This window comes from Rhodanobacter glycinis (genome assembly GCF_900114325.1).
Lineage (GTDB): Bacteria > Pseudomonadota > Gammaproteobacteria > Xanthomonadales > Rhodanobacteraceae > Rhodanobacter_A > Rhodanobacter_A glycinis.
This window is the reverse complement of record NZ_FOSR01000021.1, coordinates 1-25,495: the sequence shown is the minus strand read 5'-3', so window position 1 is coordinate 25,495 and position 25,495 is coordinate 1. Positions and strand designations below refer to the sequence as shown.

Genomic DNA, 25,495 nt, shown 5'->3' with positions numbered 1-25,495 from the left:
CGCTCCTAGACCGTCGTGGCGCTGGCCAATACTTTGGCCTTTTTCACAAAGTCCGCCAGCAGCAGGACCATGGCGTCCTTGACTCCCTTGGGCGCGGTCTTCAAGGAACCGGCGTTGAACGGTGGATCGGGGTCGTACTCGCTGACGAGCTGACAGCATTCGGCATAGGTCTGGTCGCGCAGCTCCGCGACCATACTGAGGCCGAAATCGAGTCCGGCGGTCACGCCCGCGCCGGTAACGCGGTTGCGATCACGCACGACGCGGGCCTCGGTCGGGATCGCGCCAAAGCCCGCCAGCACATCGCGCACCGACCAGTGGGAGGTCGCCTTGTAGCCTTTCAACAATCCCGCCGCGCCCAGGATCAACGAGCCCGAGCAGACGCTGGTGATGTATTTCGCCCGCGCGCCGCGATCAGACATGAAGGCCAGCGTCGCGGGATCGGCGGCCGCCGCCAGCGTGCCGTCCGTGCCACCCGGGGCGAACAGCACGGTGAGATCGCGCGGACAACTTTCGAAGGTAGCGGTGGGAACAATCGTCACCCCGGCATCGCTGGTCACCGGATCGAGCGACTTCGCGACAAGGTGGATCTTCGCCCCCATCATCGAACCGAACATGCATTGCGGCCCGATCAGGTCCATCACCGTCATGCCGGGGTACATCAGCATGCCGATCTGCTCGTCCCCCAGCCAGTGCACCTTGTTCATTTCCGGCCCCATATCGGGCATTTTGTGTTCGGGCATCGACGCAGGTGTCTGTGCGAATGCCGTGCCGGCCATGCTGGCGACGAACGGGGCGAGCAGCGCCAGTTTGACGACGTTGCGGCGGTTGATGTCAGTCATTTCCTGATGTCCTGTGGAAGGGATGGCGGTCAGCCTGGTGTTCTTCAGAGGCGGGTTTTCAGCGTGACGTAGACCGAGCGAGGCTGGGTCGGGATCACGACCGGGAACGAGAGGTACTGGTACGTATCGAAGGCGTTGCGTCCAAACAGATTCACCGCTGAGAGTTCGACCGTGAACCGGCCAAAATCGTAGGCAGCTTGCGCATCCACCACGGCATAGCCCGGCACCGGCACGCTGTTTGGCAAGGTGATGTCGCGCGCGCTGAACGCGGTGACGCCGGCGCCGAACGACAAGCCTTTGGCGAAGCCGCCCAGTACCCGATAGCGGGCTGCGACACGCCCGCTGTTCCGTGGCACGCGCGGTAACCTGTCGCCGACCGGAATGATCGTGTCCTTCGTCACCTCGGCCTCGGTGTGGGCATAGTTCGCGAGCAGCGAGAACGCCGGCACCGGCTCCCAGGTAAGGTCGCCCTCCACGCCCCGCGCGCGTTGCTCGCCGCTCTGGATGGAGAACAGCGGATGGTTCGGGTCGGCGGTCGCCACGTTGCGGCGGGTTTGCTCGAACGCGGCGACCGTGCCCGACAAGCCGCTTCGTGTCAGCGCGAACTTCAGCCCGCCCTCGACGTTGCTGGATGTCTCGGGCTTGGGTGGTTCGAGGCCGATGAAGTTGACCGCCCCGCGAAACCCGGTGGCATAAGCCGCATAAAGCGCCACGCCGGGTACGAGGTCGAACGTTGCACCGACTCGCGGCGTCACGCGCGAGTAGCGCGTGTCGATGCCCTGTTCGAGCTGGCGCAAGTTGAATTGCGTCAAACGCAGCGAGCCCAGCAGATGCAGCCGTCCGTAAGTCGCCTGGTCTTGCACATAGGCGGCGACCGTCCGGTAGCGGTTGGTCTGCGTCGTGCTCGCCGACGGTATCGCGCCGAATGCCAACGTGTAGTTCGGTCGCGCCAGGTCGAGCTCGCCCACGGGCACGCCATCGAACCTGACCGCCGAGTCGACGCGGGTGCGATCGACATCGATGCCACCCAGCAGCTCATGCTTGCCACCGAGCGCATCCACGCGCACCAACAGGTTGGCATCGAGCGTGTCCTCCTTCACGGTGTTCGGAAGATAGAGGGTAAAGATGGGATAGACGGTCGGTGTCGCCGGATCAGGCGGCAGAAATTCCGGATAGACGAAGCTGCCATAGTCGCGAACGCGGCCATCGAAATGGCGCCCGGTCACCATCAGGCGCACGTCGTCACTGAAGTCGTGCCGAAACTCGGCCGTGGTCAGGCGGTTCTCGGTCGTCGAGCGCGGCTGGCCCGTGGTCGTGCCCGGGAAGGCATCGCGATCCAGTTGGCCGGCCAGCGCCTGAGCGGCGGGCAAGCCGGAATATTCGACCTGGCTGCGGCGGTCGTATTGCCCGCGCAGCAGCAGTTCGGTGTCCGGATCCAGTTGGAACGACAGGCTGGGCTGCACCGACCAGCGATTACCCTTGAGCTTGTCGATCCAGCTTGTGTTGCCCTGGTAATCAGCCGTAATCCGCGCAGCGACCCCGGCACCCAGCGGCACGTTGAGATCGGCATAGGGATTCCAGGTCGAGAAGCTGCCGGTGCGCAATGCCACGAAGCCGCCCGCCTCGGCTTCCGGCCGCTTGGAGACGACGTTGATGAGACCACCCAACGGTGCCCCTGCGCCACCGCCGTACACGGTGGACGTCGGGCCCTTCAACACCTCGACGCGCTCGATTCCCACAAGGCTGGTCGGGTCGATGGACGCAGTCGTACCGAAGGCGGGCAAACCATCCAGATAAATCTCGGCCGGGAAGCCACGCACGATCGGCTGGGTGAACAAGGTTTCCTCCGGCCGCACGGGAGTCACGCCTGAAACATTCACCAAAGCGTCGGCCAGGGTCTGGCGATCCTGCTCGTCTAGCAGCGTGCGGGTAAGCACTTGAACCGACTGCGGCACGTCGATCAACGCGGTATCGGTGCGCGTGGCCGAACGGGAACCGGTTGCGGCGTAGCCCTCGGGCGTCGCCGTGACGACGACCGATCCAAGCGTCCAAACCCGCTTCTTGTCATGCTCGTGGCGAGCCGGAACGGACGCCCTCGTCGCGTCATTTGTCGCCACCACGGGCGATGCGATGCCGGCAACATGCTTGCCGACGCTGTGACGCATGTCCTGTTCTGGCATCCGGGTCTCAAGCCTTCCTGTCGCCACAGGCGGCTGTACCACCGCGAGGCTGACCGCTGCAGCCGGCACAGATCGGTGGCGAGTCTGCATCGGCTCATCGGCCAACGACACAGGGCAATGGATGGACGCCAGTCCGCCGGTGATGGCGACGAAAAGCGGCATGCGAAAACCTGCAGGGCGCGCGGCAGACAAGGCGCGCCCTGTTTTGTATCGAGCCTTCATGGCTGCGCGCGCCTCGGGCCCGGGCAACACTCGAAGATGGCGCTCCGGGTCGCAGCGAGGCACCCGGCGGTGTGCACGACAGGCCGCACCATGGCGTTGATCCAGCCATGCATCATCGTGCACCAATAGCCGACGTCATGGCGGCGTGCTGCACAAGAACACGGCCGGCCGAGGATGCCGCGTCTCGCTCCGCATCACGCAGGATGCGCTTCAGGAAGGCGATGACGGCGTCGCCCCGGTTGGCCTGCACAAGTTCCCGCGCCGTATTGCCATAGGGAAACAGGGGCGTCTCGAAGAACCATTCCCGTACTGCATTGGCATCGGGTTCAACGTGGTCGGCCAGGCAAAAAATTTCGTCTATCAATTCGTCGATCATTTCAGGTTCCTCGACATCGGCAGCACGTGCCGAAGTGACCCCTGGCCATTCGCCATGGGCGTCTGTTGGGTTACAAATTCACTGCGTTTTGCTTGATGGGCCATGCCATGAAATGCATGGCTTCTCGAAACGCACGGGCACATTCCACGGCCCATCGGCAAATCCCGGGCAACACAAAGCCATGCAGCGACCACGCCGCAGTCAGACAAACGGGAAACGCGTCGAACCGGCCTAGCTTTCCGACAGACTTGCCGCGTTATGGGCCGTCATTCGGCGGATGCTTTGCGGCGGATGTCCGAGCACGCGTATGAAAGCGCGACGCATTCTCTCGGGATCCTTGAAGAACGCATGGGCGATGACTTCGATGGGTTCCGCACTTCGCTCGACCCGCTGGCGCGCCACTTCCACGCGCAAGCGCTCGACGGCCTTGGCGGGCGTTTCTCCCGTCTCGGCAAGAAACGCACGACCAAACTGCCTGGGACTGATGCATGCGACGGAAGCCAGTTGTTCGGTCGACAACGACTCGTGCAAGTGCTCGCGCATGTAGGTGAGAACCTCGCGGATCCTGTCCGATTCCGGCTGCATGTCGGCGATGGCCGAGAATTGCGATTGCCCGCCCGGACGACGGTGGTAGACCACCAGCATTTGCGCCACGCCATGGGATATGGCGCTCCCGAGATCGTCATCGATCATGGCCAGCGCCAGATCGATTCCGGCGGTGACACCGGCAGAAGTCCAGATGCCGCGGTCCTTCGTGAAAATGCGATCGGGCTCGACCTTGATGTCGGGGAACTGGCGCTGCAATTGCTTCGCATATTTCCAATGCGTGGTGGCGCGACGCCCCTCCAGCAGGCCTGCGGCAGCGAGCAGGAATGCGCCAGTGCACACACTCGCAATGCGTCGGGTGTTTTTTGCCGCCGCCTTGCCCAGATGGGCTGATATCGCGGACAAATCGTGCAGATCAACCGACGTGCCTCCGCCGGAGACAATCAGGGTGTCGTACGCACTCGACCGGATTTTCCGCGTGACGACCTCCAGGCCGGACGAGCTCACGATGCCGCCACCGGTCAATGAAACGACATGGCACCGGTAGGGAATGCCCGTACTGATCCGTCGGGCCGTATCGAAGGCGGCCAGCGGGCCGCTCAAATCCAGTATCTGGAAGCCGGGGAAAACCAGGAATGCGATATCACGCGTGGCTTCGTCTTTGCTCGCTGCGTTTTTCTGCATGACAGCCTCTGGTCACCCGGTTCTCGCGGCCCACGTAGCCCGTAACAATCAATGGCCGCGCCATTCATGCATTGCATGATGCAACGAAAGGCAGATGGCTTAAAGGACTAATATCCCTCAAAAGACGTCATCACCAAGATGGCATGGACCAGCAGAACAACGCACGCGGAAAGACCTGTTGTCACTGACCTCACCATGCGTCACGCATGTGCGTGAGGAGCCGCGACCGACTGATGTCGAGGAACGAGGGAAATCCGTCCTTTCGGCCCGATGACGTCTTGGCGAAAATGCCCCGATTATTCGATCGATCGGAGAGTCAGCATGCCAGTCTGCCGTTGCTCAGCCATCGATCTCCCCTGCTAGCACGCGGCATGAAAAGGTTCGGAAAACACCCACGACGGGGTTCTTCGCGGCGCGTTGCATCTGCGCGCGATGCAACGCCGACACTGCGCTCCAACGCGTTTGTCCTGGCCATCGCGCAAGGCCTTTTTACCGCGGCGATCGCCATCGACCTCACCTTGACGGGGCTGACCGGCTACCAGCTCGCCCCCGACAAATCCCTGGCAACGCTGCCGTTCGCAATGATCACGGTGGCGGGCGCCGTGACGACCTTGCTGGCCTCCATCCTGATGCAGCGCATCGGCCGACGTTGGGGTTTTGTCACCGGGGCGGTGTTTTGCGCCACCGGCGGGGCCATCTCCGTCTGGTCGGTGTTTCACGCCAACTTCTGGTTGTTCTGCCTTGGTACCGCGGCGGTCGGCGTTTTCCAGGCGTTCGCCCAGTATTACCGGCTTGCTGCGGCCGATTCGGTGGATGTTGCACACAAGGCAAGCGTTATTTCGATGGTTTTGGCCGGTGGCGTGATCGCCGCCGTGATCGGCCCCGCCCTGGCGGCATGGAGCAAGAACCTGTTCTCGACGCTGTTCGCGGGCTCCTATCTGGTCGTCAGCATGCTAGGCGTTGCGTCGGCGGTTCTTCTCGCCGTGGGGTTTCGCGACACGGAACCCGGTGCCGGCGTGCCTGATGACGCGACGCTGCCTGCCCGACGCTTGCGGATCGTTTTTTCGCAACCGATTTCACTCGCCGCACTGGCCAACACCGTCATTGGCGGCGTGGTGATGATGTTCGTCATGACGGCCACACCCCTCGCCGCGATCGACAGTCATCACACCATCAATGACGGCGCCCATATCATCCAGTGGCATCTGGTGGGCATGTACGCACCGTCCTTTTTCGCTGGTCGCCTGATCAAGCGTTTCGGCATGTCGTCCGTCCTGTTTGCCGGTATGGTGCTGACCGCGACGTGCGGGCTGATTGCCGCCATGTCGACCAGCCTGACGGCGTTCTACCTCGCGCTGTTTTGTCTCGGCATGGGCTGGAACTTCATGTTCGTGGGTGGGACGACGCTTCTCGCCTCGTGCCACACGCCGCCGGAACGCGCCCGCGTCCAAGGCGTGGCCGAACTGGTCCGTTATGGACTGACTGCAGTGGCGGCGCTCGGCGCCGGCCCCGTGCTTGAGCGGTTCGGCTGGCTGGATCTGAACATCATCACTTTTCCGCTGCTGGCGATCGCTGCGGTCATGACGCGGATCTGGGTGAGGGCCGATCGCGCCGGCAAGGCCGTGACTTCGCATGACGTGCAACGTGCCGGCTGACTTGCCCGACAAGGCCACGTCGCGACGTGGCCTTGCGGAAAACGCGCCGCGCACCTGATTGACTGGAAAGCATCCTGCCTGAGCGAGCGCTTTACGCCGCCTTGGCGTCGATGAACTGCCTCACCGCTTCGACGGCCTCGGCAATCGTGTAATGGTCGGACGCGGGCCCTAGCTGGATTTCGGCCATCGCATGGCCAGCCAGCGGCGCTTCGCTGAAACCATCGAACAACCAGCGCTTGTGTTCGGCGGCAAACCTCGCGTGGCGTGCCGCCAGCTCGGAAGGCGTACCTGCCAGCCACACCTGGAATGCATTGGTGTGCGGTCGGGCCGGATGCACCAGCAGCCCGGGCAGTTCGTTCAAGCCGGCAGCCAATGCGCGCGCACGCGCCACGAATCCCCGCAACCGCGGCGCCAACGTGTCCAGTCCATCCAGTGCGGCGATGGCATAGGGATAGGCGGTAAACAGGTCACCGCCATAGCGGGTCTTCCATGGACGCAGCGAATCGATGAATGCCTGCGTGCCGGTCACCATCGCACCGCCGAGCCCACCCAGCCCCTTGTAGTACGAGACATACACGCTGTCCGCCAGCGCCGCCAATTCGGCCTCGGATATGCCGTAGCCGGCCGCCGCTTCCCACAGCCGCGCGCCATCGAAATGCAGCGGGATGCCCAGCCCGCGACACCATGCCGAGATGGCGCGCAAATCATCGAGATCCGGCAACAGGAAGCCAGCCCGTCGCAGCGGCAGCTCGATCACCACGGCAGCCAGCGGCTCGGTCAGCGCGGCCAGCGCCTTGGCGCCGAACGGCGCATGGCGGCCAAGCCGAATCGCCGTCAGGCCAGCCGACCGTTCGATCGCACCAGCTTCGTCGATATCCATGTGGCTCAGCGGGTGAATCACCACGTTTCGGCATGCGCGCGCCTGCGCATACGCACGCAGCACGTACAACTGCGCGGTGACACCCTTGATGAAGAACAACCCCGCCTGCTTGCCGAGTTTTGCCGTGGTGGCCTGCTCCAGTCGCGCGACCGCTCCGCCGGCGCCGTAATCGTCGATCGCGTCGACCGCGGCAGGATGCGCCGCCAGCCGCGCCAGCGTTTCGGCGGCGGACGGTGGCAGCGGGCGCGAAAGCACGAAGTCACAGCCTTGCTTGATCTCGCGGTCGGATCGGTTCATCGCTTCATGGGCCTGTGTGGAAAGTGGCGGGTCAACTTGCGGGGCACTCATGGTAAGCGATGAGGCGACTCCCATCCCCACTCCGTCAGGCATTCAACCCACGTGCCCATCCTCGGGATGTTCGTTGCTACCCGGCGCCAGCAGCGGAAATGCCGTGATGCGAAGTTTGGGCGCCGCATACGGCATCAGGATGAGCATGACCGGCACGTCGGCAGCATCTGCCTGTGGCCGACGCGGCACCGGGTCGGCCGCGCCCTCTTCCGCTTTCCAGGTTGCCACCGGGCGTCCTTCCACGCTGAGTGTCACTGGCGGGTGCCGCCGCGAGAACGGCACCGGTCCCACCGGCTGTTCGGCTCGGCGGAAGCTCGCGCTTTCCGGCAAGCCCATGTTCCAGCGCGAGGCGGGATAGACCATCCAGTCCGCGGTCAAGCCACGCTGGCGCCACTTGATCCACGATTCGGCAATGGGCAGCGCAAATACCAGGGCGCCATCGCGCACGCTGACCGAATCGTTGAAGCCGGGTACGGTCTTCGGCACGCTGGCAAAGGTCAGCGCAATCGTGTCGCCGGGTTGCCACTCGCGCTGCAGCGTGAGGAAACGCCCGGCCGATCCGGATGCTTGCGCGTGGCCATTCACCGTCAGCGTCGAGCCCGTCGCCCAGCCGGGAATGCGCAGCTTCAATGCAAACGCGACCGCTCGCGCCGGATGCAACACGATCTCCACGCGCGACCGAAACGGATAGTCGGTGCTTTGTTCGATCCGCAACGGCACACCGTGCACAACCGTCTGCAGCGTACATGGCGCATAGACCGTCGCCGCCATGCCGCCGTCTGCCGTCGCCATCCACAGGCTCTGGGTGAGCTTGGGCCAACCCTGGTGGAAGTTGGCGGTGCAGCAGCCGAAGTGCGGCTCCAATCCGAACAGATTCGACTCCGGGCCGTTGGTGGTCCACGGACGCCGATGCAGGCTGGATTCCACCTGATTCGGCTCCTGGTCGTACTGATGCGCCCACATGTCGTCGGTGAAGGTGCCCGGCAACGCGTTGTAGGCAATCGTTTCCAGCCGATCGGCCAAAGCCGGGTCACCGGTGATAGCCAGTGCCACCTCCAGCGAAAACATCGTTTCCACCACCGTGCACAGTTCGGTGCCCTGCGACGGATTGCGGCCGGCCAGATGTTCGTCGGCCGAGAACATGCCATTGGGCAGGCCGTGGTAGGTATCGAGCATGCTCAGCTGGTGATGCACGGCATCGCGGTCGTGCGCGCGGCCGGAGACCAGTGACCATACCGGCGAGGACTTGATCGACATGGCGATGTTGACGCCATGCACGCGCTGGCCAAGGTCTTCCATGAAGACATCGCCGCCACCGCCTTCCGCCTTGAGCTTGGCCACGTCGACTTTCTGCTTGAACTTGAAATCGGCAAACATGCCCTGCCAGTCGAAACCCTGCCGGTGCAGCAACGCGGCCAGTTGCAGCAGGCGCTTGTCGCCGGTGCGGTCGTAAAGCCACAACACCGAGAGCAGTTCGTCCTGCCAGCGCGACCGGCCCCAGTCGCGCAACGGCCGTGCCGGCAGCGCGCCGAGCTGATGGACAAAATAATTCGTCATCAGCGGTATCACCCGCGCATCGCCGGTAAGCTCGTGGTACTGCGTGAGCACCTTGAGCATGACCATGCGTGGCCACCAGTCATTGTTGCTGCGCGGACCGAACATGCCATTGGGCCACGGGTTGTCCAGCGTCCAGTCGATGAACTTCTGCGCCTTCGCCTTCAGCGGTGCCGAGTCCAGTTGCCAGGCCAGCGGCAGCAGCCCGTCCAGAAAATACGGGCCGCGTTCCCACGATTCGCCCGTGCCTCCGAGCCAACCACTGTCGGGCCCGACATCGGCCCAGGTTTCATCCAGGTGCCCACCCAGTCCCGAGGCCTGGATTTCCAGTTGTCGACGCAACCAGCCAGCTGGCCGAATGGCGCCTGCAGGCAAGCGCAGGAAAGGCTGCGAAGCCAGCGGTGCGCGTGCCGGCAAGGGCACGTCCGAAGTGGCGTCGGTATCACCCGGTGGCACGACCCCGGCATGGGTACTGGCCGCACGTACTGCACCAGGCAGCATCGTGGCCAGCCCCAATGCGCCGGATGCGCGCAGAAAATCGCGTCTGCCTTGGAACGGGCCATGCGGGGCCATGCGTTTTCTCCGGGGATTTCGCCGTCTCTGCGCACACGGTGCGGATCACGCACCTACCGGCGGAGCAGCAGTAATACTACAAATGCCCGCCAGCAAGAAATCCGGAACGTCCCGACGGGCAGCCTGACGCGCTCACCGGATCTGCGAAACGGATACGTTCGCCGGCATCCGCCAGGGAAAATGGACTGGGCAAGCATGCCGGCCACGCGTCACGCCGACGGCGGCGGCCCTGCAATCGCGGTGAAACCGGCGGAGGCTCCCGCAGAAGCGGAATCGAGCCGGTTTTTCGCCTCACGCGCCGGACGCCGCACCCGCATCGTAGCGTTGCTGATGGGCCGTCACCGCTTCCATGTGGGTTTCCGCCCAGACGCGCAGTGCGTCCACCGTATCGGCCAATGTCTGGCCCAGCGGCGTGATGGCGTACTCGACCGTGACGGGCACCGTCGCGAAGGCCTTGCGGCTGACCAGGCCATCGCGCTCCAGGCTCTTGAGCGTCTGCGAAAGCATCTTCTGGGAAATGCCGTCGACCGTTCGGCGCAACTGGTTGAAGCGCATCGGGCCGCCCATCAACAGACCAAGCACCAGCACCGCCCATTTGTCGGCGATGCGATCCAGCACTTTCCGTGTCGGACAGTCACGGGAATACGGGTCGCCAATGATCATCGCGGTTTCCTTGAAGTGACCAGGTAAGCATCAAGTGCCTTCTTTACACCAATAGATATCTTGGCACCTAATAACTTTTAGAAACCACAAGAGGAAACCCTCATGCATGTCGCTCTCATCGGTGCCACCGGCAATGCCGGCTCGCGCATCCTCGCCGAACTCGTCCGACGCGGGCATACGGTCACTGCCATCGTTCGTGACGCGACCCGCGTGCCTTCGCTGCCGGGTGTCGAGGCGAAATCCGGTGACGTCTTCGACAAGCCCGGCATCGCATCCCTGCTGGCAGGCCATGATGCCGTCATCAGTTCGGTCCATTTCGCCGCGGGCGATCCCGCCACGCTGATCTCGACGGTGCGCGCATCCGGCGTAGGCCGCTACCTCGTCGTCGGTGGTGCGGGCGGTCTCGAAGTCGCGCTGGGCGAATTTCCGCTGGGCCTGAAGCTGATCGACATCCCGAACTTCCCGGAGGCATACCGGCAGGAAGCAGCGGCAGGCTGCGATTTCCTCGATCTATTGCGCGCCGAAACCGAACTGGACTGGACATTCCTTTCGCCACCGCTGAGCTTCACTCCCGGCGAGCGAACCGGTCATTTCCGCCTCGGCACCGACCTGCTGCTGTCGAACGCGCATGGCAGCAGTGTCTCGTTCGAGGATTACGCGATGGCCTTGGTGGACGAGCTGGAACAACCGGCACACTCGCGCCAGCGCTTCACGATCGGCTACTGATCGCGCCGGTGGAACGGGTGCCAGCTTGATCGGCCCTTCGGCCGTTGAGTGCCGCTGGGAAGGCGAACAACATCAGACCTTCCCTAAGGCAGTAGCGCGATGGCGCGATCCCTTGCCTGGCGGGCAAGCAAAAGTCCGCTGCTGAAGGCACTCTCCGCATGGGTCTTGCCCTGGTCATCGTGGTTTGCCAACGCCAGGATGTACGCCGCATTGAAGACGCCATACAACTTGTCGACCACCGCTTCGTAGGACTGCTGGATGACAGCCTGGTCATTCAATCTGTCGTTCATCGTCATTCTCCTGCAGGGATGATCCCGGTTCGGCGCTGCGAGGCTCGACCCGCTTCCGGTGCCGCGCATGTGCGCCGCTGTGTGGGGTCTCTTCAGACCTTCACGAAATACGGCACCGCCATCAGCGCAATCCCAATGATGACCAGCCACGCCGTACCGCTCACGAAATACGGAAACACCATCAAGGCTACGCCGCAGAGCAGCGGCACGATCGCCTGCTGCTTCTTGCCATAGATGGAGAACCCCAGCCCGATCGAGCCAAACAGCATGCCCCACAACAGTGTCGATGCATTCAAGGTGCGCCCCTTGGCCCGCGGGAGGAAGCGAGCATCGTACTCCGGCGATCCTGTCGTGCCTGGCGTGGGGGGGGGAGCTCCGAACCCGCGCCCACCGGCCAGGGGAAAGCCCCGCGCGGAAATGACGAAAGCGGCAGGCCAGCCGATCGACGCCCTACGGCGTCACGCGCCCGGCATCACGCCGCGTTCGCGGGCATCGCCGCCATGTCCATCCAGAACGGGCCCCACACATGGCCATCCGGGTCGGTAAGGTCACGGCCGTACATGAAGTCCATGTCCTGCACGGGGTTGATGTCGGCGGTGCCACCGTGGGCTGCGGCAGCCGCAAGCATGGCGTCCACTGCCTCGCGGCTGTCCAGCGCCAGTGCCAATGACACCTCGCTCGAAGTGGACGGCGGAATGGCACGATCGGTGAAGCCACGCCACTTGGCGTGCGTCAGCAGCATCACGTAGATGGACTCGCTCCACACCATGCAGGCCGCGGTGGCGTCGGTGAATTGCGGGTTGTTGGTGAAGCCCAGGGCCTCGTAGAACGCCATCGAGGCAGGCAGGTCGGCGACGGGGAGGTTGACGAAAATCATGCGGGTCATAGCGAACTCCTTCGGGTTATAGGTGTAGACACGACGAACCGGGGTCTCCCGGATCGACATCGACCGCACCGGCGCGGCCCATTACCTGCCAGGTAATCGCCCCGCCGCAGCCGGCGCCGCAAGCTGTGCCCACACACACCACGGAGCACCACCATGCACGCCACCAACGACCTGGTCCACACCTACCTGCGCAGCTGGAACGAGATCGACCCGCTGCGCCGCCGCGCGCTGGTCGAACAGGTCTGGACCGAGCACGCCCGCTACACCGACCCGATGGTGCAAGTGCAGGGCTGGCAAGGCATCGAGGCCACCATCGCCGCAGTGCAGGGCATGTTCCCCGACTACCGCTTCGAGCTGGATGGCGCGGTGGACGCACATCACGACATCGTGCGTTTCCGCTGGCTGCTGCGCGCACCCAACGGCGAGACGCCGGTCGCCGGTTTCGACGTGGCAGAGCTCGACCAGGGCCTGATCCATCGCGTACACGGCTTTCTCGACAAGGTGCCGCAGGCCACCTGAATCGGCCCGGCGCCACTACGTCTTTTCCATTATCAAGGAGCACTTCCATGAGCCAGTTCATCACTTCCGATGGCACCACGCTGTTCTACCGCGACGCCGGCCACGGCCAGCCGATCCTGTTCGCCGCCTCCTGGGCGATGGATTCGCGCGCATGGGGCCGCTACATGCTGCACTTCCAGGCGCGCGGCTTTCGCTGCATCGCGCTGGACCGACGCGGTCATGGCCGCTCCGACGACCCTGGCCACGGCTACCAGCTCGACCGCCTGGCCGACGACCTGGCCGAACTGGCCGAGCACCTGGACCTGCGCGATGCCATCGTGGTGACCCACTCCATGGCCAGCGGCGAATGCACCCGCATGCTGGCACGCCACGGCAGCAGCCGCTTCGCGCGGGTGGTGTTCCTGGCCCCGGTGGCGCCCAGCTATGTCGAGGGCAGCCGCGCGCCGTGGAGCATGGACGAGGCCACCACCGAGCTGGCCGTGGCCGCCATCGCCCGCGACCTGCCGCAGTGGCTGGCCGCCAATGCCGACGATTTCTTCCTGCCTGCCGATACCGGCACCACGCCCGAATACGTGCGCTACACCATCGACTGCATCCTGGACGCCTCGCTGCAAGCACTGGTGGAATGCTTCCGCGCCAAGCGCGTGGACCAGCGCGCCGAACTGGCGGCGCTGGAGCTGCCCTTGCTGGTGATCCATGGCGACCGCGACGCCAGCGAGCCGGTGCAGCAGGGCCGAGCCTTGGCTGCGCTGGTGCAAGGCACCCGCTATCTGGAATATGCCGGCGCCCCGCACGGCCTGTACCACACCCACTTCGAGCGCATCGTGGCCGACATCGAAGCCTTCATCGGCGAAACCGCGGCATCCTGACGCGAAGAAGTGCTACGCCCCCGCCCACATCTGCGCGCAGGGTTGGGCGGGGATGGGGGCTTCCTGCCGTCAGCCTCCCTCCCCCATGTGCGCCTGCACCCGCTCGGGTGGCAGCCGCCAACGCCAATGACCATCGCGTGCCAGCTGGCCCGCGCAAACGCTCACGCACGGCTAACTGCCGCGCCACGCGGCAACCACGTGCTCAGGCATGTTGCAGGATGTTCACCAGTCGGCCCAACGGATCGCGCACATAAAAGCGACGCACACCCCAAGGCTCTTCGGCCGGCCCGTAGACCAGCGCGATCCCGGCGGCCTGCACGCGGCGCAACGCCTCGTCCAGATTATCCACCTCGATCGACAGCTCCGGCACCGGCGTGCCCGAGCCGCCCTCGCTGGCAAAGCTCACCTGCACCGTCATGCGCTCGGCACCCGCATAGGTGCGGATCCAACCGTGATCCATCGCAAGCTCCAACCCCAGCACGCCCCGGTAGAACGCATCCACCCCCGCCGGCTCTGCCGCGGGCATGTTGGCAATGATCCGCTTGACCTGCATGTCGTCTCCGCTTTCATGGGTAAGACGCCACCATGACATGTGCGTGCACGCCATCGCCACTGCCTTGGATACTGCGGCGTCATCGGTGCAACTACCCAGTAGCGGAACGTCTCGCGCGCCGTGCGCGCACATATCGTGCGCCCCCAACCTCCGGCACACGGGCACGCGGCGCAAAGCTGGCATGCTGCTCGTATGAATGCTCAGGCCCAGCCAGACATGCGACCGGTGGGAGATCTGCTGCGCGAGTGGCGCCGGCATCGCCGGCTGTCGCAACTGCAGCTGGCCGCCGAGGCGGAGATCTCCACCCGGCACCTGAGCTTCGTGGAGTCCGGCCGCTCGCAGCCCAGCCGCGACATGATCCTGCACCTGGCGCAGTACCTGGACATTCCCCTGCGCGAGCGCAATGCGCTGCTGGTGGCGGCCGGCTTCGCGCCGGCGTTCCGCGAGCGCGCGCTGGACGACCCCGCGCTGGCCGCGGCGCGCGCCACCATCGACCAACTGCTGGCCGGCATGGAACCCTTTCCCGCCCTGGCGGTGGACCGCTACTGGCAGCTGGTGGCCAGCAACCAGGCCACGCTGCGCCTGCTGCACGGCGTGGCGCCGGCGCTGCTGGCGCCGCCGGTGAACGTGCTGCGGCTGAGCCTGCACCCGCAAGGCCTGGCGCCACGCATCCGCAATCTCGGCCAATGGCGCGCCCACCTGTTGCACCGCCTGCGCCAGCAGATCGACGCCTGCTTCGATCCCGCCCTGATCGCCCTGCTGCGCGAACTGCAGGCCCTGCCCGCACCCGGCGAGGGGCACGGCGATGCCGCCAGCGGCGGCATCGCCGTGCCCATGCAGCTGGAACTGGGCGGCCGCGTGCTGTCCATGCTCAGCACCACCACGGTATTCGGCACACCGGTGGAGGTGACCCTGGCCGAACTGGCGCTGGAAGCCTTCCTCCCCGCCGACGCCGATACTGCCGCGCAGCTACGCGAGTTGGCCGGCGACGCCTGACGCCGGAGGCGCCATCCCGCCCTGCCTTGCTGGGGAGGGAATGGCGCCGTGGCCTCACGCGCCCCGAGGGGCGTGGCAAGGGGGCTCACCCTGGGGCGCGCCGCGCTCGCCCGCCACGGCACACGCCGCGCCCCGCCGCACAAAACGGTATGTGTCAGCTCGCCTCGTCCGGCACGGAATGCGCTTCCAGGTCGGCGGCGAAACGCTGCACCAGGCGCACCAGGGTATCCACGTCGGCCGGCTTCCAGCTGGCGAACAAGGCCTGCGCGGCACGCTCGCGGGCGGCATCGAGCGCGTCGGTCATGGCCTTGCCACGGGAGGTGACCACCACGGCGCGTACCCGCGCATCGCGCGCGTCGGCGCGGCGCGTCACCAGGCCCTGGGCCTCCAGCCGGCTCACCTGGCGGCTCACCGTGGTGTAGTCGCGGCCGCCGCGGTTGGCCAGCTCCACGATGCCGATCGGGCCGAAGCGCTCGACCATGGTCAGCAGCGGAAACAGCGCGCCCTCCAGCGGAATGCCGGCCGCGCGCACCATGCGCTCGTCCACGTCGGGGCGGTTGAACACGCTGCCCATCTTGAGCAGTGCATCGTGCAGCGCGCGGGTGCGTGGCGATATATGTGCATGTTGCACATTTTTCTTCGTGGTCATAGCATGCCTCCAACTGCTTGCATTTTACACATATCTGGAGACACGCATGAGTCGTTCCGACATCGACGTACTGGTCTGCGGCGCGGGCGCCGCCGGCCTCACCCTGGCCATCGAGCTGGCCCGTCGCGGCGTGGCCTTCGCCGTGGTGGACAAGCTCGCCACGCCCTTCCCCGGCTCGCGCGGCAAGGGCTTGCAGCCGCGCACGCTGGAGGTGTTCGAGGATCTTGGCGTGCTGCCTGCGGTGCTGGCCGCCGGCGGACCCTACCCGCAGCTGCGCGAACACCGCGCCGACGGCAGCCATGTGGACAGCCCGCTGGGCGACGCCAGCCCCACCCCGGCGGAGCCCTACGCCCAGCCGTGGATGTGCCCGCAATGGATTACCGAACGCATCCTGCGCGAGCGCCTCGCCGCGCTCGGCCACACGGTGCAGGGCGGTTGCGAGCTGCTGGCGCTGGCGCAGGACGCGCACGGCGTGGACGCCACGCTGCGCGATGCGCACCGCAAGCGCACGCTACGTGCGCGCTACCTGGTGGGTTGCGACGGCGGCCGCAGCACCGTGCGCCAGCTGCTGGACGTGGCATTCCCCGGCCACGACCTGGGCATGCGCGCGCTGGTGGCCGACCTCACGCTTGAAGGCTTGTCCCGCGATGCCTGGCACCGCTTCGGCAGCGACGATCCGGCGCGCCAGCTCGCGCTATGCCCGTTGGCCGGCACCGAGCTCTTCCAGCTGCAGACGCCGGTACCGCCGGAAGGCGAGGTGGACATCTCGCTGCCGGCGCTGCAGGCGTTGCTGGCCCAGCGCAGCGGTCGTAGCGCGATCACGCTGCAGGCCGTGCACTGGGCCTCGGTCTACCGCATGAGCGCACGGCTGGCCGCACGCTACCGGACAGGCCGGGTGTTCCTGGCTGGCGACGCCGCCCACGTGCACCCGCCCACAGGTGGCCAGGGCCTGAACACCAGCGTGCAGGATGCCTGCAACCTGGGCTGGAAGCTGGCCGCGGTGCTGGCCGGCGCCCCCGACGCCCTGCTCGACAGCTACGAAGCCGAACGCCGGCCCGTCGCGGCCGACATGCTGGGCCTGTCCACCTCGCTGCTGGAGGCTGCCAAGCGCGGTGAACTGAAGCGCAGCCGCGCCACGCGCCAACTCGACGTGGGCTACCGCGGCTCGCCGCTGAACCTGGAAGCACCGGCGCGCCACGAGGGACTGCGCGCCGGCGACCGCGCCCCTGACGCCCCGCTGGTGCGCGCGGCCGACGGCACGCCGGTGCGCCTGTTCGAGCTGCTGGCCGGTACCCACTGGACCGCACTGGGCCATGCGGCCGACGCCGACGCCATCGCGCCGCACCCGCAGCTCAAGCGCTTCGTGGTGGGCGGCGACGGCGAGCTGGCCGACCCGCACGGCCACTTCCAGGCCGCCTGGGCGTTTCCGCAAGGCAGTTGGGCGCTGCTGCGTCCGGACGGCTATCTGGCCGCGGTGGTCGACGCCGACCACGCAGGCGCGATGCGGCGATGGTTGGGTCAGATGCTGGGCGAGGCCTGACTGGGCTGTACTGGGCCGTACCGGTGAAAGTCCGAGCGTCGTCGCCGGAGCAACGTCGCGCGGACGGACAACGCGCGCTGCGTGAACGCAGGACACCTGGCGACCCCGATGCCGCTACGCTCGCGTGACGCACCGATCAGACGTCCGACGATGCCCGCCGCAAGCAACGGATGTGGCACGCCGCTTCAGTCCACCGCCTCGCGCTTGTGCTTGCGGGCGCGGTCGGCCACCAGGTCGGTGGCGGGACGGAAACTGTCGGCGCGGGCGGCGCGCCACCAGGAGGCGTAGACGGTGTCTTCCGGCGCGGCCAGCAGTATGCCTTCGGGCAGGAACACCTTGATCTCGTCCACTGGCAACGCCTTCTCCGGGCCCACGCGATGGATGAGGTGATGCGGCGCCAGATCGCGCGGGTGCTCGAAGCCCACCGAAGCCACGATGCGCGCCAGGGACTTCAGCGTTTCGGCGTGGAAGCGCGCGGCACGCGGCCCCTGCACTTCCGGCACCAAGCCGCGCTGGCGGCTGGGGTCCTGCGTGGTGATACCGGTGGGGCACGTGCCCAGATGGCAGCGCTGTGCCTGAATGCAGCCGATCGAGAACATGAAGGCGCGCGCCGCGTTGCACCAGTCCGCCCCCTGCGCCAGGTTGCGCGCCAGCCCCATGCCCGAATACACCTTGCCGCTGGCCGCCAGCCGCACCTGGCCTTTCAGGCCGGCGCCCACCAGCGCGTTGCGCATCACGACCAGACCATCCTCCAGCGGCATGCCCACCCAATCCGACAACTCCTGCGGCGCGGCGCCGGTGCCGCCCTCACCGCCATCCACCACGATGAAGTCAGGCAGGATGCCGGTTTGCAGCATCGCCTTCACCAGTGCGAACGGCTCGTGCATCTGGCCGATGCACAGCTTGAGGCCCACCGGCTTGCCGCCGGACAGCTCACGCATCTTCGCGGCGAATTCCAGCAACTCGATCGGCGTGGAGAACGCCGAATGAGCCGACGGGCTCAGGCAATCTTCATGCGCAGGCACGCCGCGCACGCGGGCGATCTCCTCACTCACCTTGGCGCCGGGCAGCAAGCCGCCGTGTCCCGGCTTGGCGCCCTGGCTGAGCTTGATCTCGGTCATCTTCACCGCATCGTTGGCGGCCTTGTCGGCGAACTGCGCAGGGTCGAAGTGCCCCTGCTTGTCGCGCGCACCGAAATAACCCGAGCCCAGCTCCCACACCACATCACCGCCATGCGCCAGATGGTGCTCGCTGAGCCCGCCTTCGCCGGTGTCGTGGTAGAAGCCGCCCAATTTGGCGCCCAGGTTCAGCGACAAAATCGCGTTGGCCGACAGCGCGCCAAAGCTCATCGCCGAAATGTTGAATACCGAGGCCGAGTATTTCCTGGCGGTCTGCTCGTTGCCCACCGTGACGCGGGGCGACTCGTCGGGTTTCTCCGCCGGCGCAATGGAGTGCGCAAACCAGTGGTAACTGGCCGCATCGGTATGTCGCTCGGTGCCGAACGGCTTGGTATCAGTCAGACCCTCGGCGCGCTCGTGCACCAGGTTGCGCGCCGCGAACGGAAACGGCGTGCCGTGGAGATCGTCCTCCACGATATACGCGCGCAGGAACGGGCGCAGATCGTAGAACAGCCAGCGTAGCCGCGCGGCCACCGGGTAATTGCGCAGGATCGTCCATTGCCGCTGGGTGATGTCGTAAATGCCCAGCGCGAGAACCGGCACCGTCAATAATAACGGCCAGAACCAGGCCGGTGACACCTGCCACCCCAACCACAGGAAAAGCAGGGAAAGCAGCAGCGCCGCGATGGGCATCAAGTTGCGTCGAAGCATATTGAGCACGTTCGGTGTACTCCGGCTGTGGGCCGGCGACACGGCGGAAGCCCGCGTACCGCCTCCGACGCAGGACACCACCGCGGACGTCGGCATTCAAGGAAGCGGCGTAGCAAGTTGCATCAACCACCCGACGCTACAAAGCACCGCGTCAACTGCGCGCGAATTTCCGACCCGCCAGCGTCGACAGGCATACCTGCCAGGAGCTTGCCCAGACTCATTCCCGAGTGGCTCGGATTTCAACTCAAACGAAAAAGGAGACGCAACGCCCTTGCGGCTCGATGCCGCACAAGCGATGCGCCTCCTGCATTCCCTCGGGCGAAGCCGCCCGAAGGGTTACCGCCGTCTCGGCTAGCGCACGGACGTCTGGACCTGCACTGGCGTACCGGGATGGTCGACGGTTCCCGAGGCAATCACCATATAACGCTTGGTAGCACCATCCTCGCCGTTGACGATCTGGCGGATCGGGCCAATCGCATTGACGATGGAAGCACCGGTGGGGTTGGCCTTGAACCCGGCCAGCGTCTGCAGCCGGCCGCTGCCATCGGCGTTCGGGGCAATGGCGAGCACGTAGGGCTTGCCTAGCTGAAGACCGGTCACCGAAGCTTCAAGGATCTGCGACAGGCCCTGGTTGTAAAGAGCCACCGACGTGAGAGCCTTTTGCCCCTTCGCGGTGCCGGGAGTGCCAAGCGCGATGTGCGCGGTTTCACCCGCCAGGCCGAGTGGTTTCAGGTTCGTGGTGGCGTCATCGCCGGCGGGTACGGCATCGGGCACATAGGCCACTGCCTGCGGTGCCTGGCCAACGGGGATGTTGGCAATCACCTTGTTGGTCAAGGTATCGATCGCCGCCATCTCCGCCGCGCCTTCCAGCCCGACGTAGATGCGTGTTCCATCACCGGATGGCCAGAGGCCGTGCGGCAAATCGCCGACGGGTATCGTCGCCACCTGCTTGAAGTCGTCGGTGCGGTAGACCTTGACCTCGTTCAAGCCGCCGATCGTGACGTAGGCGAAGGTCCCATTCTTGTTGTGCGCAAAATTGACATGATTGGTGATCGGCCCGGTATCGATTGTCTTGATGACATTGAAGGGCGGCCTGGCGTTGAAGACCTGGGTCTTGCCAATGTCCTTGAGCGTAAACCAGACCTGTTTGCCATCGGGGGTAGCCGCGATATCCGGGCAGAAGGCGCTCGCCTGCTTCACCTCGTGGATGATCTTGTGCGTGTGCGCATCGATCACATAGGTGACCGGGTTGAAAGAGTCGCAGACATAACCGTATTTGCCATCCGGCGAAAAAATCTGCATGCCGGGTCCAAAGGCAGTCGCGATCCGGGCTTTTTCCTTGAAGGTCTTGCCGTCGAGCACCAGGACGTAATTCTCGCCGCGAACCGTTACCCACACTTCCTTGCCGTCGGGAGTAAAGAACGCTTCATGCGGGGAGCGTCCGAGATAGGTGACGTGTTTGACTTTGTTCGTGGCCGTATCGATGAAGGACACTGAATTGGAGCCGATCGAGACTACCGCGATGGTCCGGTGGTCGGGCGAGAAACCCATGCCATGGACCAGTACTTGCCCACCATAGAGCGGGCTCAGGTTGCCAGGCTGCGATTCGCCGAGGCGGATGACTCCCAGCAGCTTGTTGCTGGCCGGGTCAATCACGGAGACGGTGTTGGAGTACTGGTCCGCCGAATAGACCCGATCCTGGTGGCTGACCGGGAAGTTTTTGGCCGAAGCGGCATAGGGGGGCTGGCCCGCCCAAGCCGCGCCACTGGCAAGGGCCAGGCCGAGCGCCGCGGCAATCAAGGTGGTTTTCATTTGAAGCTTCCTTTACGGGTTGGAGTGCGTGTGTGACTCGCTTGGCAAGACAGGCGAGGCATGCGACGGTGGAATCGGCTCACCCACGGCGAGCTTCATCGCAGCGATTTCCTGCTGCTGCGTGACGACGATCTCTTGGGCGAGTGCCTTGAGCCGAGGACTGGTGCCATAGCGCAATTCCAGAACGGCCATGTCGATGGCACCTTGATGGTGGGGAACCATCATGTTGACGAAATCCCTGTCGACATCGCCGGTCGGCTCAACGGCCATACCCGCCATCATTTTTTGCATGGCGGTGTCGTTCTGCTTGAGGAATGGTTGTTCCTCAGCAAGCGCACTGCCGGCTTGATCGCTCGGCCCATGGGCATGCATGGCCATGGGCTCGTTCTTCGCATACACGCCTACGGTGATCGCCGCAAACATGACGCCCGTCATCACGAGAGGGACCCCGAAGCTGCCTCTAAAAAAATTTGTCCACATGTCGATCTCCTTTCATGAAACAGGGATTGCCCGAACGCCACGGCGAAACAGTCATTCGGGATGGTTAACTCGATGGAAGTCTGATCAATCGATTTTCTGCTCGTCATTCCCTCAAAAGCGAGGGGTGCTTTTCAACAGACCAATGCCAAGCCATCCCGCCTCAGTGCCTTCAATGGCTTACAGGCACTCAATCCCGGCTTTTGCCGGGATGGCGAGCAATATCAGATTTTCCTTGTCACAACGAAACGCTGAATGGCCTTGGCTTCGCAGATAATGCCTGGAAGCTTGCAGCATTCACGGCATGATGACTAATGCATCCTTCTGCCATGAGGCATGCACATTTGGCATATGAAACCTCATCGCTAATCGCCGTTACCCGTGTATCGCCAAGGTTGGCAATGGGCAACGAAAACATGTCGCATTCGATGAAAAACGAAACAAGAGGCAGAGTTATCTGCACACCACAAACATACTTGTGGACCAGCCTGCCAGAACAGAAACGCGGCGCAAACGAACCCATAATCAATTAAATATATTCAATTCATTGTCTTCAAAAAGAAATTTCGATGAAAGGACATACTTCCCTCCATTGCCGTCATCAGAAAACAGGCCTTCCTGTGAAGCCACGTACGTTTTGCGGGCAGGCGCGCACCATCACTTCAACACTTTCGCCGCTGCCGGCCAGTCGGTTACATCGACGACACCGCCCTCCCAGAACAGCCAGGATGCTTCATCTCTCCTCGGCATGCTCGACGACAGTACTTTGAGTTTCAAATCATTGGAAATTCCATGTATTGTTCGACCCATGAACAACACACGCCTGAACGAAGAGCTGATCGATTGCCTGTTTGCGATCCGTATCCAGATACATACCGAGCTGAAGGAGCTGGCCCGCGATGCAGGGCTGACCGATACCCAGACCGATGTCCTGTGGCGGCTGAGCCGCGAGGCGGAAATGACCGCGCGCCGATTGGCCGAACTGCTGCAGTGCGATGCCTCGACCGCCACGTCGATGATCGACCGGCTGGAAAAGCGCGGCTTGGTACGCCGCATTCCCCATCCATCTGATCGCCGCGCAAAGCTTATCCAGCTCACTCCGGCAGGCTGCGAATTGCGCGACCGCGTGATCCGGCACACCAGCGCGCATTCTCCATTTGTCCGTCTCGATCGCCCCCGCCGGCTGCAGTTGCACGCATTGCTGCGCGACGTGGTCGATGGAACCACCACGGAAGGCGAAACCTCGCCCGGCTCGAACAATCACGCCAAAGGCCCGCGATGAATCGCAAAACTACCGTCATCACCGGTGGCAGCTCCGGCCTGGGCCTGGTCACCGCACGCCACCTGATCGCCGCCGGGCACGACATCATTCTCGTCGGCCGGGATGCGGCACGTACCCGTGCTGCGGCCAACAGCTTGTGCGCCATGGCGCCTGCCGGCAGCAATCTCGCTGCACCGAAGACATACGTCGCCGACCTGGAGCAATAGTCGCAAGTCCGCAACCTGGCTGCGAAGCTGGCAGCCGACGCCATCCGTGTCGATGTGCTCATCAACAATGCGGGTGCGGCTTTTCCCAAATACCAGCAAACCCCCGACGGTGCGGAGCGTACCTACGCGATCAACCACCACGCGCCGTTTCTGCTCGTCCACGCATTGCTGGCGTCCGGTGTGTTTGCCACCGACGCGCGGATCATCAACCTTTCCACGTTCGTCGAGAAGCGCGGCCAGCTCGACGTGCACGACCCGGACGTTGCCGGCACCTCATGGAAGCGGCGCTTCTACAACCAGATCAACGTCTACGCCACCAGCAAACTGGTCAGCCTCCTGGCAGCTCGCGAGCTGGCCCGACGCCTGCCGGACGGCATGCATATCTACAGCGCCAATCCCGGCATGGTGAAAGACACCGCCTTCAGCACCCATGCTGGCGGCCTTATGCGCCTCACCAACCCGTTGTTTCGACCCTTTGCCCTTACGCCGGACGAAGGCGTGCAAACTCCCGTGTGGCTGGCCACCACCGCAGTGGCTCCCCAGCCCAATGGCGGATTCTTCAGCAAATCAAAAGCGGACATCCCTTCCCGTCTCGCCCGGAACGATGACCTCGCGCGCATTGTTTACGACAAGACAGCCGTCCTTCTCGGCATTGAGGCCACCAGAAAATAGTCGAGCCGCCCACTGCCCCAGGCGAAATGTCTCCGGGATGTCCGGCACACCCGGCCCATCTCGATAGACCAACGAATCGCGCTCTGATAGAACCGCTCTACTGGGATACGGTAAACGCAGAACCCAAGGCTGACGGCACGAGCATCGTGACCGCGCACATCACGGACCAGACAACAACACGGGGCACAGTCATGGAAAACGGCAAGGGATACGTGAACGGCTTCTTCCGCTGGGTCTGGCGCATCAATGGATTGCTCTTGCTGGCACTGGTGCTGTACGGCACCGCCAACATCATCGGGCGCCTCGTATCATTCAGGCATTACGCACAAGTGCCCAACGGCGAGGCCACCCTCGGGCGCCTCGGCCAGCCAAATCAGCACCAGGCCGCGCTCAAACTCGGCAGCTTCGAAGCGTTTCCTGGCACATCCGTGCTTTATGCGCGACTGGGCAGCGATGGAGCACCGATAGGCGGGCTCAGTTCCAGCTACACGCCCACCGACGTACATAACCTGCTGTTCTTCGATACCGCGTCCCGGCAGGCGCACTGGCTGTTCGACGAGAACGCGCAAACCATCACTGCAATGTCGGTGATCAGCGAATCGACGCCCGCGCAAGCACAAGGTGCGAAGCCGGATTGCCAGGCACTGGGCCTGTTGTTCCTCAGCCGTCCTGCTCAAGCTGACAGCCGGGACAACACATCCTGGGACATTGGCTTGGCTTCCATCGACGGCCACCAGCTCAAGACCCTCGCCACCGGCATCGATACCCTGCTCGGCCATCGGCTGACGGACAACCATGCCTTGCTGGTGTTCTATGCCAAGCAAGGTGCAGCTCACGTGCTGGACGTCGACCTGGCGACGCGTGAAGTACGTTCCGACAAGGTCCTGGCGGCGAAGAACTGAAATCTGCAGCGCCGAACGCCAAATCAAAAACCTTGAGGCTCGCGGGCCTCCCCTCGGGCCGGCACCCGGCGCAGCTCGCGCCGCGCGCCGGCCAGCACGGTAACCGCAGATTTCGCGAACAGCACGGCGATAGCCGCACCCACCACCAGCAAAACAGGGGCCAAAAACAGGGGACAGAGTCGACTGCTCAAGATTTTTAATATTTTTATGGAGAAAGTGCACTCTGACCCCTGTTTCCGCTGAGAAAGTGCACTCTGACCCCTGTTTCCGGATGTATCTCCTCCGTATTAGGTGAAATTTGACTATGCGACATGTACCCAAGTTGGGTCTGTTGACGATGACAGTACTTTCGTTGGCTCAGACTGTTTGTGCGGCGCAGGTGAGCTACAGACTTACTACTAACGGTGACAAACATCGATGCGAAATCTTCTTTGAGGCACTAACAGGCTGTTGAGAAACTCTCGCCCGAGCCGACTGTCATAGGCTCGATCAATCGCAAGGCTTCCCCTCGATGCGCAGTCCTGACGTCCAACAGCTTGGCATGTTCTCGTACGTTTCAGTCGAGGATCGCGTGCCGACCGATCACCCGATCCGTAAGCTACGCGTGCTGGTGGACACCATTCTGGGCGAGTTGGATGGCCTGCTCGGCGAACGCTACGCCGAAGGCGGCCGGCCATCCATTCCGCCGGAGCGCATCCTGCGCGCTTCGCTTCTGCAGGTGGTCTACAGCGTGCGCAGCGAGCGGTTGCTGATGGAACAGATGAACT

Annotated in this window: 24 protein-coding genes and 1 pseudogene; 10 read left to right on the top strand and 15 right to left on the bottom strand. The window is 64.2% G+C overall.

Annotated features, from left to right (window positions below; translation table 11 throughout):
* Positions 1-5: 5 nt before the first annotated feature.
* The 4 genes from BMY90_RS16060 to BMY90_RS16045 form a co-directional block, all read right to left on the bottom strand.
* A complete protein-coding gene (locus BMY90_RS16060; protein ID WP_092705193.1) occupies positions 6-839 on the bottom strand; it encodes a DJ-1/PfpI family protein in 834 nt (277 codons plus the stop codon).
* A 44-nt stretch (positions 840-883) separates the two neighbouring features.
* On the bottom strand, positions 884-3,181 hold the full coding sequence (locus BMY90_RS16055; RefSeq protein ID WP_245735072.1) for a TonB-dependent siderophore receptor: 2,298 nt from the start codon (positions 3,179-3,181) through the stop codon (positions 884-886).
* Positions 3,182-3,353: 172 nt separating this feature from the next.
* The gene (locus tag BMY90_RS16050) at positions 3,354-3,617 is read right to left on the bottom strand and encodes a hypothetical protein (protein WP_092705191.1); all 264 of its coding nucleotides are present in this window, start codon (positions 3,615-3,617) and stop codon (positions 3,354-3,356) included.
* Between the two features lie 231 nt (positions 3,618-3,848).
* A complete protein-coding gene (locus tag BMY90_RS16045) occupies positions 3,849-4,847 on the bottom strand; it encodes a GlxA family transcriptional regulator (protein ID WP_008208982.1) in 999 nt (332 codons plus the stop codon).
* 371 nt (positions 4,848-5,218) lie between these two features.
* On the opposite strand from BMY90_RS16045, the gene BMY90_RS16040 reads away from it, so the two are divergent.
* Positions 5,219-6,502, top strand: a complete 1,284-nt coding sequence (locus tag BMY90_RS16040) for an MFS transporter (protein ID WP_092705190.1) — start codon at positions 5,219-5,221, stop codon at positions 6,500-6,502.
* Positions 6,503-6,593: 91 nt separating this feature from the next.
* Here BMY90_RS16040 and BMY90_RS16035 read toward each other — a convergent pair whose 3' ends face one another.
* The 3 genes from BMY90_RS16035 to BMY90_RS16025 all read right to left on the bottom strand — a co-directional run bounded on the left by BMY90_RS16035 (position 6,594) and on the right by BMY90_RS16025 (position 10,520).
* Positions 6,594-7,679, bottom strand: a complete 1,086-nt coding sequence (locus tag BMY90_RS16035; RefSeq protein ID WP_245735071.1) for a threonine aldolase family protein — start codon at positions 7,677-7,679, stop codon at positions 6,594-6,596.
* Positions 7,680-7,772: 93 nt separating this feature from the next.
* Positions 7,773-9,857: a beta-L-arabinofuranosidase domain-containing protein gene (locus tag BMY90_RS16030; protein ID WP_092705188.1), complete on the bottom strand. Its 2,085-nt coding sequence runs from the start codon at positions 9,855-9,857 to the stop codon at positions 7,773-7,775.
* Positions 9,858-10,148: 291 nt separating this feature from the next.
* Positions 10,149-10,520, bottom strand: a complete 372-nt coding sequence (locus tag BMY90_RS16025) for a winged helix-turn-helix transcriptional regulator (protein ID WP_092705187.1) — start codon at positions 10,518-10,520, stop codon at positions 10,149-10,151.
* A 102-nt stretch (positions 10,521-10,622) separates the two neighbouring features.
* Between BMY90_RS16025 and BMY90_RS16020 the strand changes: the two genes are divergently transcribed.
* The gene (locus tag BMY90_RS16020) at positions 10,623-11,246 is read left to right on the top strand and encodes an NAD(P)-dependent oxidoreductase (protein WP_092705186.1); all 624 of its coding nucleotides are present in this window, start codon (positions 10,623-10,625) and stop codon (positions 11,244-11,246) included.
* 83 nt (positions 11,247-11,329) lie between these two features.
* Here the strand turns inward: BMY90_RS16020 and BMY90_RS16015 are convergent, their stop codons facing one another.
* The 3 genes from BMY90_RS16015 to BMY90_RS16005 form a co-directional block, all read right to left on the bottom strand.
* The gene (locus tag BMY90_RS16015) at positions 11,330-11,536 is read right to left on the bottom strand and encodes a hypothetical protein (protein ID WP_139201780.1); all 207 of its coding nucleotides are present in this window, start codon (positions 11,534-11,536) and stop codon (positions 11,330-11,332) included.
* A gap of 92 nt (positions 11,537-11,628) precedes the next feature.
* The gene (locus BMY90_RS16010; RefSeq protein WP_092705184.1) at positions 11,629-11,832 is read right to left on the bottom strand and encodes a hypothetical protein; all 204 of its coding nucleotides are present in this window, start codon (positions 11,830-11,832) and stop codon (positions 11,629-11,631) included.
* A 176-nt stretch (positions 11,833-12,008) separates the two neighbouring features.
* Positions 12,009-12,422 (bottom strand): VOC family protein, encoded by a 414-nt coding sequence (locus tag BMY90_RS16005; protein WP_092705183.1) that lies wholly within the window; start codon positions 12,420-12,422, stop codon positions 12,009-12,011.
* A 153-nt stretch (positions 12,423-12,575) separates the two neighbouring features.
* Between BMY90_RS16005 and BMY90_RS16000 the strand changes: the two genes are divergently transcribed.
* Both BMY90_RS16000 and BMY90_RS15995 read left to right on the top strand, forming a co-directional pair.
* Complete coding sequence (locus tag BMY90_RS16000; RefSeq protein ID WP_008208996.1) at positions 12,576-12,941, top strand: nuclear transport factor 2 family protein; 366 nt, start codon at positions 12,576-12,578, stop codon at positions 12,939-12,941.
* A gap of 47 nt (positions 12,942-12,988) precedes the next feature.
* Positions 12,989-13,810, top strand: a complete 822-nt coding sequence (locus tag BMY90_RS15995; RefSeq protein WP_092705182.1) for an alpha/beta fold hydrolase — start codon at positions 12,989-12,991, stop codon at positions 13,808-13,810.
* 202 nt (positions 13,811-14,012) lie between these two features.
* Here the strand turns inward: BMY90_RS15995 and BMY90_RS15990 are convergent, their stop codons facing one another.
* Positions 14,013-14,363, bottom strand: a complete 351-nt coding sequence (locus BMY90_RS15990) for a VOC family protein (RefSeq protein WP_008209000.1) — start codon at positions 14,361-14,363, stop codon at positions 14,013-14,015.
* A 216-nt stretch (positions 14,364-14,579) separates the two neighbouring features.
* On the opposite strand from BMY90_RS15990, the gene BMY90_RS15985 reads away from it, so the two are divergent.
* A complete protein-coding gene (locus BMY90_RS15985) occupies positions 14,580-15,359 on the top strand; it encodes a helix-turn-helix domain-containing protein (protein ID WP_092705181.1) in 780 nt (259 codons plus the stop codon).
* 154 nt (positions 15,360-15,513) lie between these two features.
* Here BMY90_RS15985 and BMY90_RS15980 read toward each other — a convergent pair whose 3' ends face one another.
* The gene (locus BMY90_RS15980; RefSeq protein ID WP_092705180.1) at positions 15,514-16,008 is read right to left on the bottom strand and encodes a MarR family winged helix-turn-helix transcriptional regulator; all 495 of its coding nucleotides are present in this window, start codon (positions 16,006-16,008) and stop codon (positions 15,514-15,516) included.
* 46 nt (positions 16,009-16,054) lie between these two features.
* On the opposite strand from BMY90_RS15980, the gene BMY90_RS15975 reads away from it, so the two are divergent.
* A complete protein-coding gene (locus tag BMY90_RS15975) occupies positions 16,055-17,548 on the top strand; it encodes an FAD-dependent oxidoreductase (RefSeq protein WP_092705179.1) in 1,494 nt (497 codons plus the stop codon).
* A gap of 185 nt (positions 17,549-17,733) precedes the next feature.
* Here the strand turns inward: BMY90_RS15975 and BMY90_RS15970 are convergent, their stop codons facing one another.
* The 3 genes from BMY90_RS15970 to BMY90_RS15960 form a co-directional block, all read right to left on the bottom strand.
* Positions 17,734-19,377: an FMN-binding glutamate synthase family protein gene (locus BMY90_RS15970; protein WP_092705214.1), complete on the bottom strand. Its 1,644-nt coding sequence runs from the start codon at positions 19,375-19,377 to the stop codon at positions 17,734-17,736.
* Positions 19,378-19,728: 351 nt separating this feature from the next.
* Positions 19,729-21,189, bottom strand: coding sequence for a YncE family protein (locus tag BMY90_RS15965; protein WP_092705178.1), 1,461 nt, complete (start codon positions 21,187-21,189; stop codon positions 19,729-19,731).
* 12 nt (positions 21,190-21,201) lie between these two features.
* The gene (locus tag BMY90_RS15960; protein WP_092705213.1) at positions 21,202-21,612 is read right to left on the bottom strand and encodes a DUF305 domain-containing protein; all 411 of its coding nucleotides are present in this window, start codon (positions 21,610-21,612) and stop codon (positions 21,202-21,204) included.
* 532 nt (positions 21,613-22,144) lie between these two features.
* Here BMY90_RS15960 and BMY90_RS17355 point away from each other — a divergent pair.
* The 4 genes and pseudogenes from BMY90_RS17355 to BMY90_RS15935 form a co-directional block, all read left to right on the top strand.
* Positions 22,145-22,948 (top strand): MarR family winged helix-turn-helix transcriptional regulator, encoded by an 804-nt coding sequence (locus BMY90_RS17355; RefSeq protein ID WP_217638585.1) that lies wholly within the window; start codon positions 22,145-22,147, stop codon positions 22,946-22,948.
* Positions 22,945-23,826: pseudogene (locus BMY90_RS15945) on the top strand (SDR family NAD(P)-dependent oxidoreductase). The gene BMY90_RS17355 and the pseudogene BMY90_RS15945 overlap by 4 nt, the downstream one beginning before the upstream one ends.
* 26 nt (positions 23,827-23,852) lie before the next feature.
* Positions 23,853-24,728, top strand: coding sequence for a hypothetical protein (locus BMY90_RS15940; RefSeq protein ID WP_139201779.1), 876 nt, complete (start codon positions 23,853-23,855; stop codon positions 24,726-24,728).
* Between the two features lie 541 nt (positions 24,729-25,269).
* Positions 25,270-25,495: transposase (locus BMY90_RS15935; RefSeq protein ID WP_175481602.1), on the top strand; the 226-nt coding region annotated here is incomplete at its 3' end.

What these genes read in the sequence shown, in the direction of transcription:
- BMY90_RS16040 (WP_092705190.1), top strand. Translation starts at nt 5,219, where the DNA reads ATGAAAAGGTTCGGAAAACACCCACGACGGGGTTCTTCGCGGCGCGTT.
- BMY90_RS15990 (WP_008209000.1), bottom strand. Translation starts at nt 14,363, where the DNA reads ATGCAGGTCAAGCGGATCATTGCCAACATGCCCGCGGCAGAGCCGGCG.
- BMY90_RS16005 (WP_092705183.1), bottom strand. Translation starts at nt 12,422, where the DNA reads ATGACCCGCATGATTTTCGTCAACCTCCCCGTCGCCGACCTGCCTGCC.
- BMY90_RS16060 (WP_092705193.1), bottom strand. Translation starts at nt 839, where the DNA reads ATGACTGACATCAACCGCCGCAACGTCGTCAAACTGGCGCTGCTCGCC.
- BMY90_RS16045 (WP_008208982.1), bottom strand. Translation starts at nt 4,847, where the DNA reads ATGCAGAAAAACGCAGCGAGCAAAGACGAAGCCACGCGTGATATCGCA.
- BMY90_RS16035 (WP_245735071.1), bottom strand. Translation starts at nt 7,679, where the DNA reads ATGAACCGATCCGACCGCGAGATCAAGCAAGGCTGTGACTTCGTGCTT.
- BMY90_RS15965 (WP_092705178.1), bottom strand. Translation starts at nt 21,189, where the DNA reads ATGAAAACCACCTTGATTGCCGCGGCGCTCGGCCTGGCCCTTGCCAGT.
- BMY90_RS15975 (WP_092705179.1), top strand. Translation starts at nt 16,055, where the DNA reads ATGAGTCGTTCCGACATCGACGTACTGGTCTGCGGCGCGGGCGCCGCC.
- BMY90_RS15940 (WP_139201779.1), top strand. Translation starts at nt 23,853, where the DNA reads ATGTCTCCGGGATGTCCGGCACACCCGGCCCATCTCGATAGACCAACG.
- BMY90_RS16050 (WP_092705191.1), bottom strand. Translation starts at nt 3,617, where the DNA reads ATGATCGACGAATTGATAGACGAAATTTTTTGCCTGGCCGACCACGTT.
- BMY90_RS16020 (WP_092705186.1), top strand. Translation starts at nt 10,623, where the DNA reads ATGCATGTCGCTCTCATCGGTGCCACCGGCAATGCCGGCTCGCGCATC.
- BMY90_RS15980 (WP_092705180.1), bottom strand. Translation starts at nt 16,008, where the DNA reads ATGACCACGAAGAAAAATGTGCAACATGCACATATATCGCCACGCACC.
- BMY90_RS15995 (WP_092705182.1), top strand. Translation starts at nt 12,989, where the DNA reads ATGAGCCAGTTCATCACTTCCGATGGCACCACGCTGTTCTACCGCGAC.
- BMY90_RS16000 (WP_008208996.1), top strand. Translation starts at nt 12,576, where the DNA reads ATGCACGCCACCAACGACCTGGTCCACACCTACCTGCGCAGCTGGAAC.
- BMY90_RS16015 (WP_139201780.1), bottom strand. Translation starts at nt 11,536, where the DNA reads ATGAACGACAGATTGAATGACCAGGCTGTCATCCAGCAGTCCTACGAA.
- BMY90_RS16025 (WP_092705187.1), bottom strand. Translation starts at nt 10,520, where the DNA reads ATGATCATTGGCGACCCGTATTCCCGTGACTGTCCGACACGGAAAGTG.
- BMY90_RS16055 (WP_245735072.1), bottom strand. Translation starts at nt 3,181, where the DNA reads ATGCCGCTTTTCGTCGCCATCACCGGCGGACTGGCGTCCATCCATTGC.
- BMY90_RS15960 (WP_092705213.1), bottom strand. Translation starts at nt 21,612, where the DNA reads ATGTTTGCGGCGATCACCGTAGGCGTGTATGCGAAGAACGAGCCCATG.
- BMY90_RS16030 (WP_092705188.1), bottom strand. Translation starts at nt 9,857, where the DNA reads ATGGCCCCGCATGGCCCGTTCCAAGGCAGACGCGATTTTCTGCGCGCA.
- BMY90_RS15985 (WP_092705181.1), top strand. Translation starts at nt 14,580, where the DNA reads ATGCGACCGGTGGGAGATCTGCTGCGCGAGTGGCGCCGGCATCGCCGG.
- BMY90_RS15970 (WP_092705214.1), bottom strand. Translation starts at nt 19,377, where the DNA reads ATGCTTCGACGCAACTTGATGCCCATCGCGGCGCTGCTGCTTTCCCTG.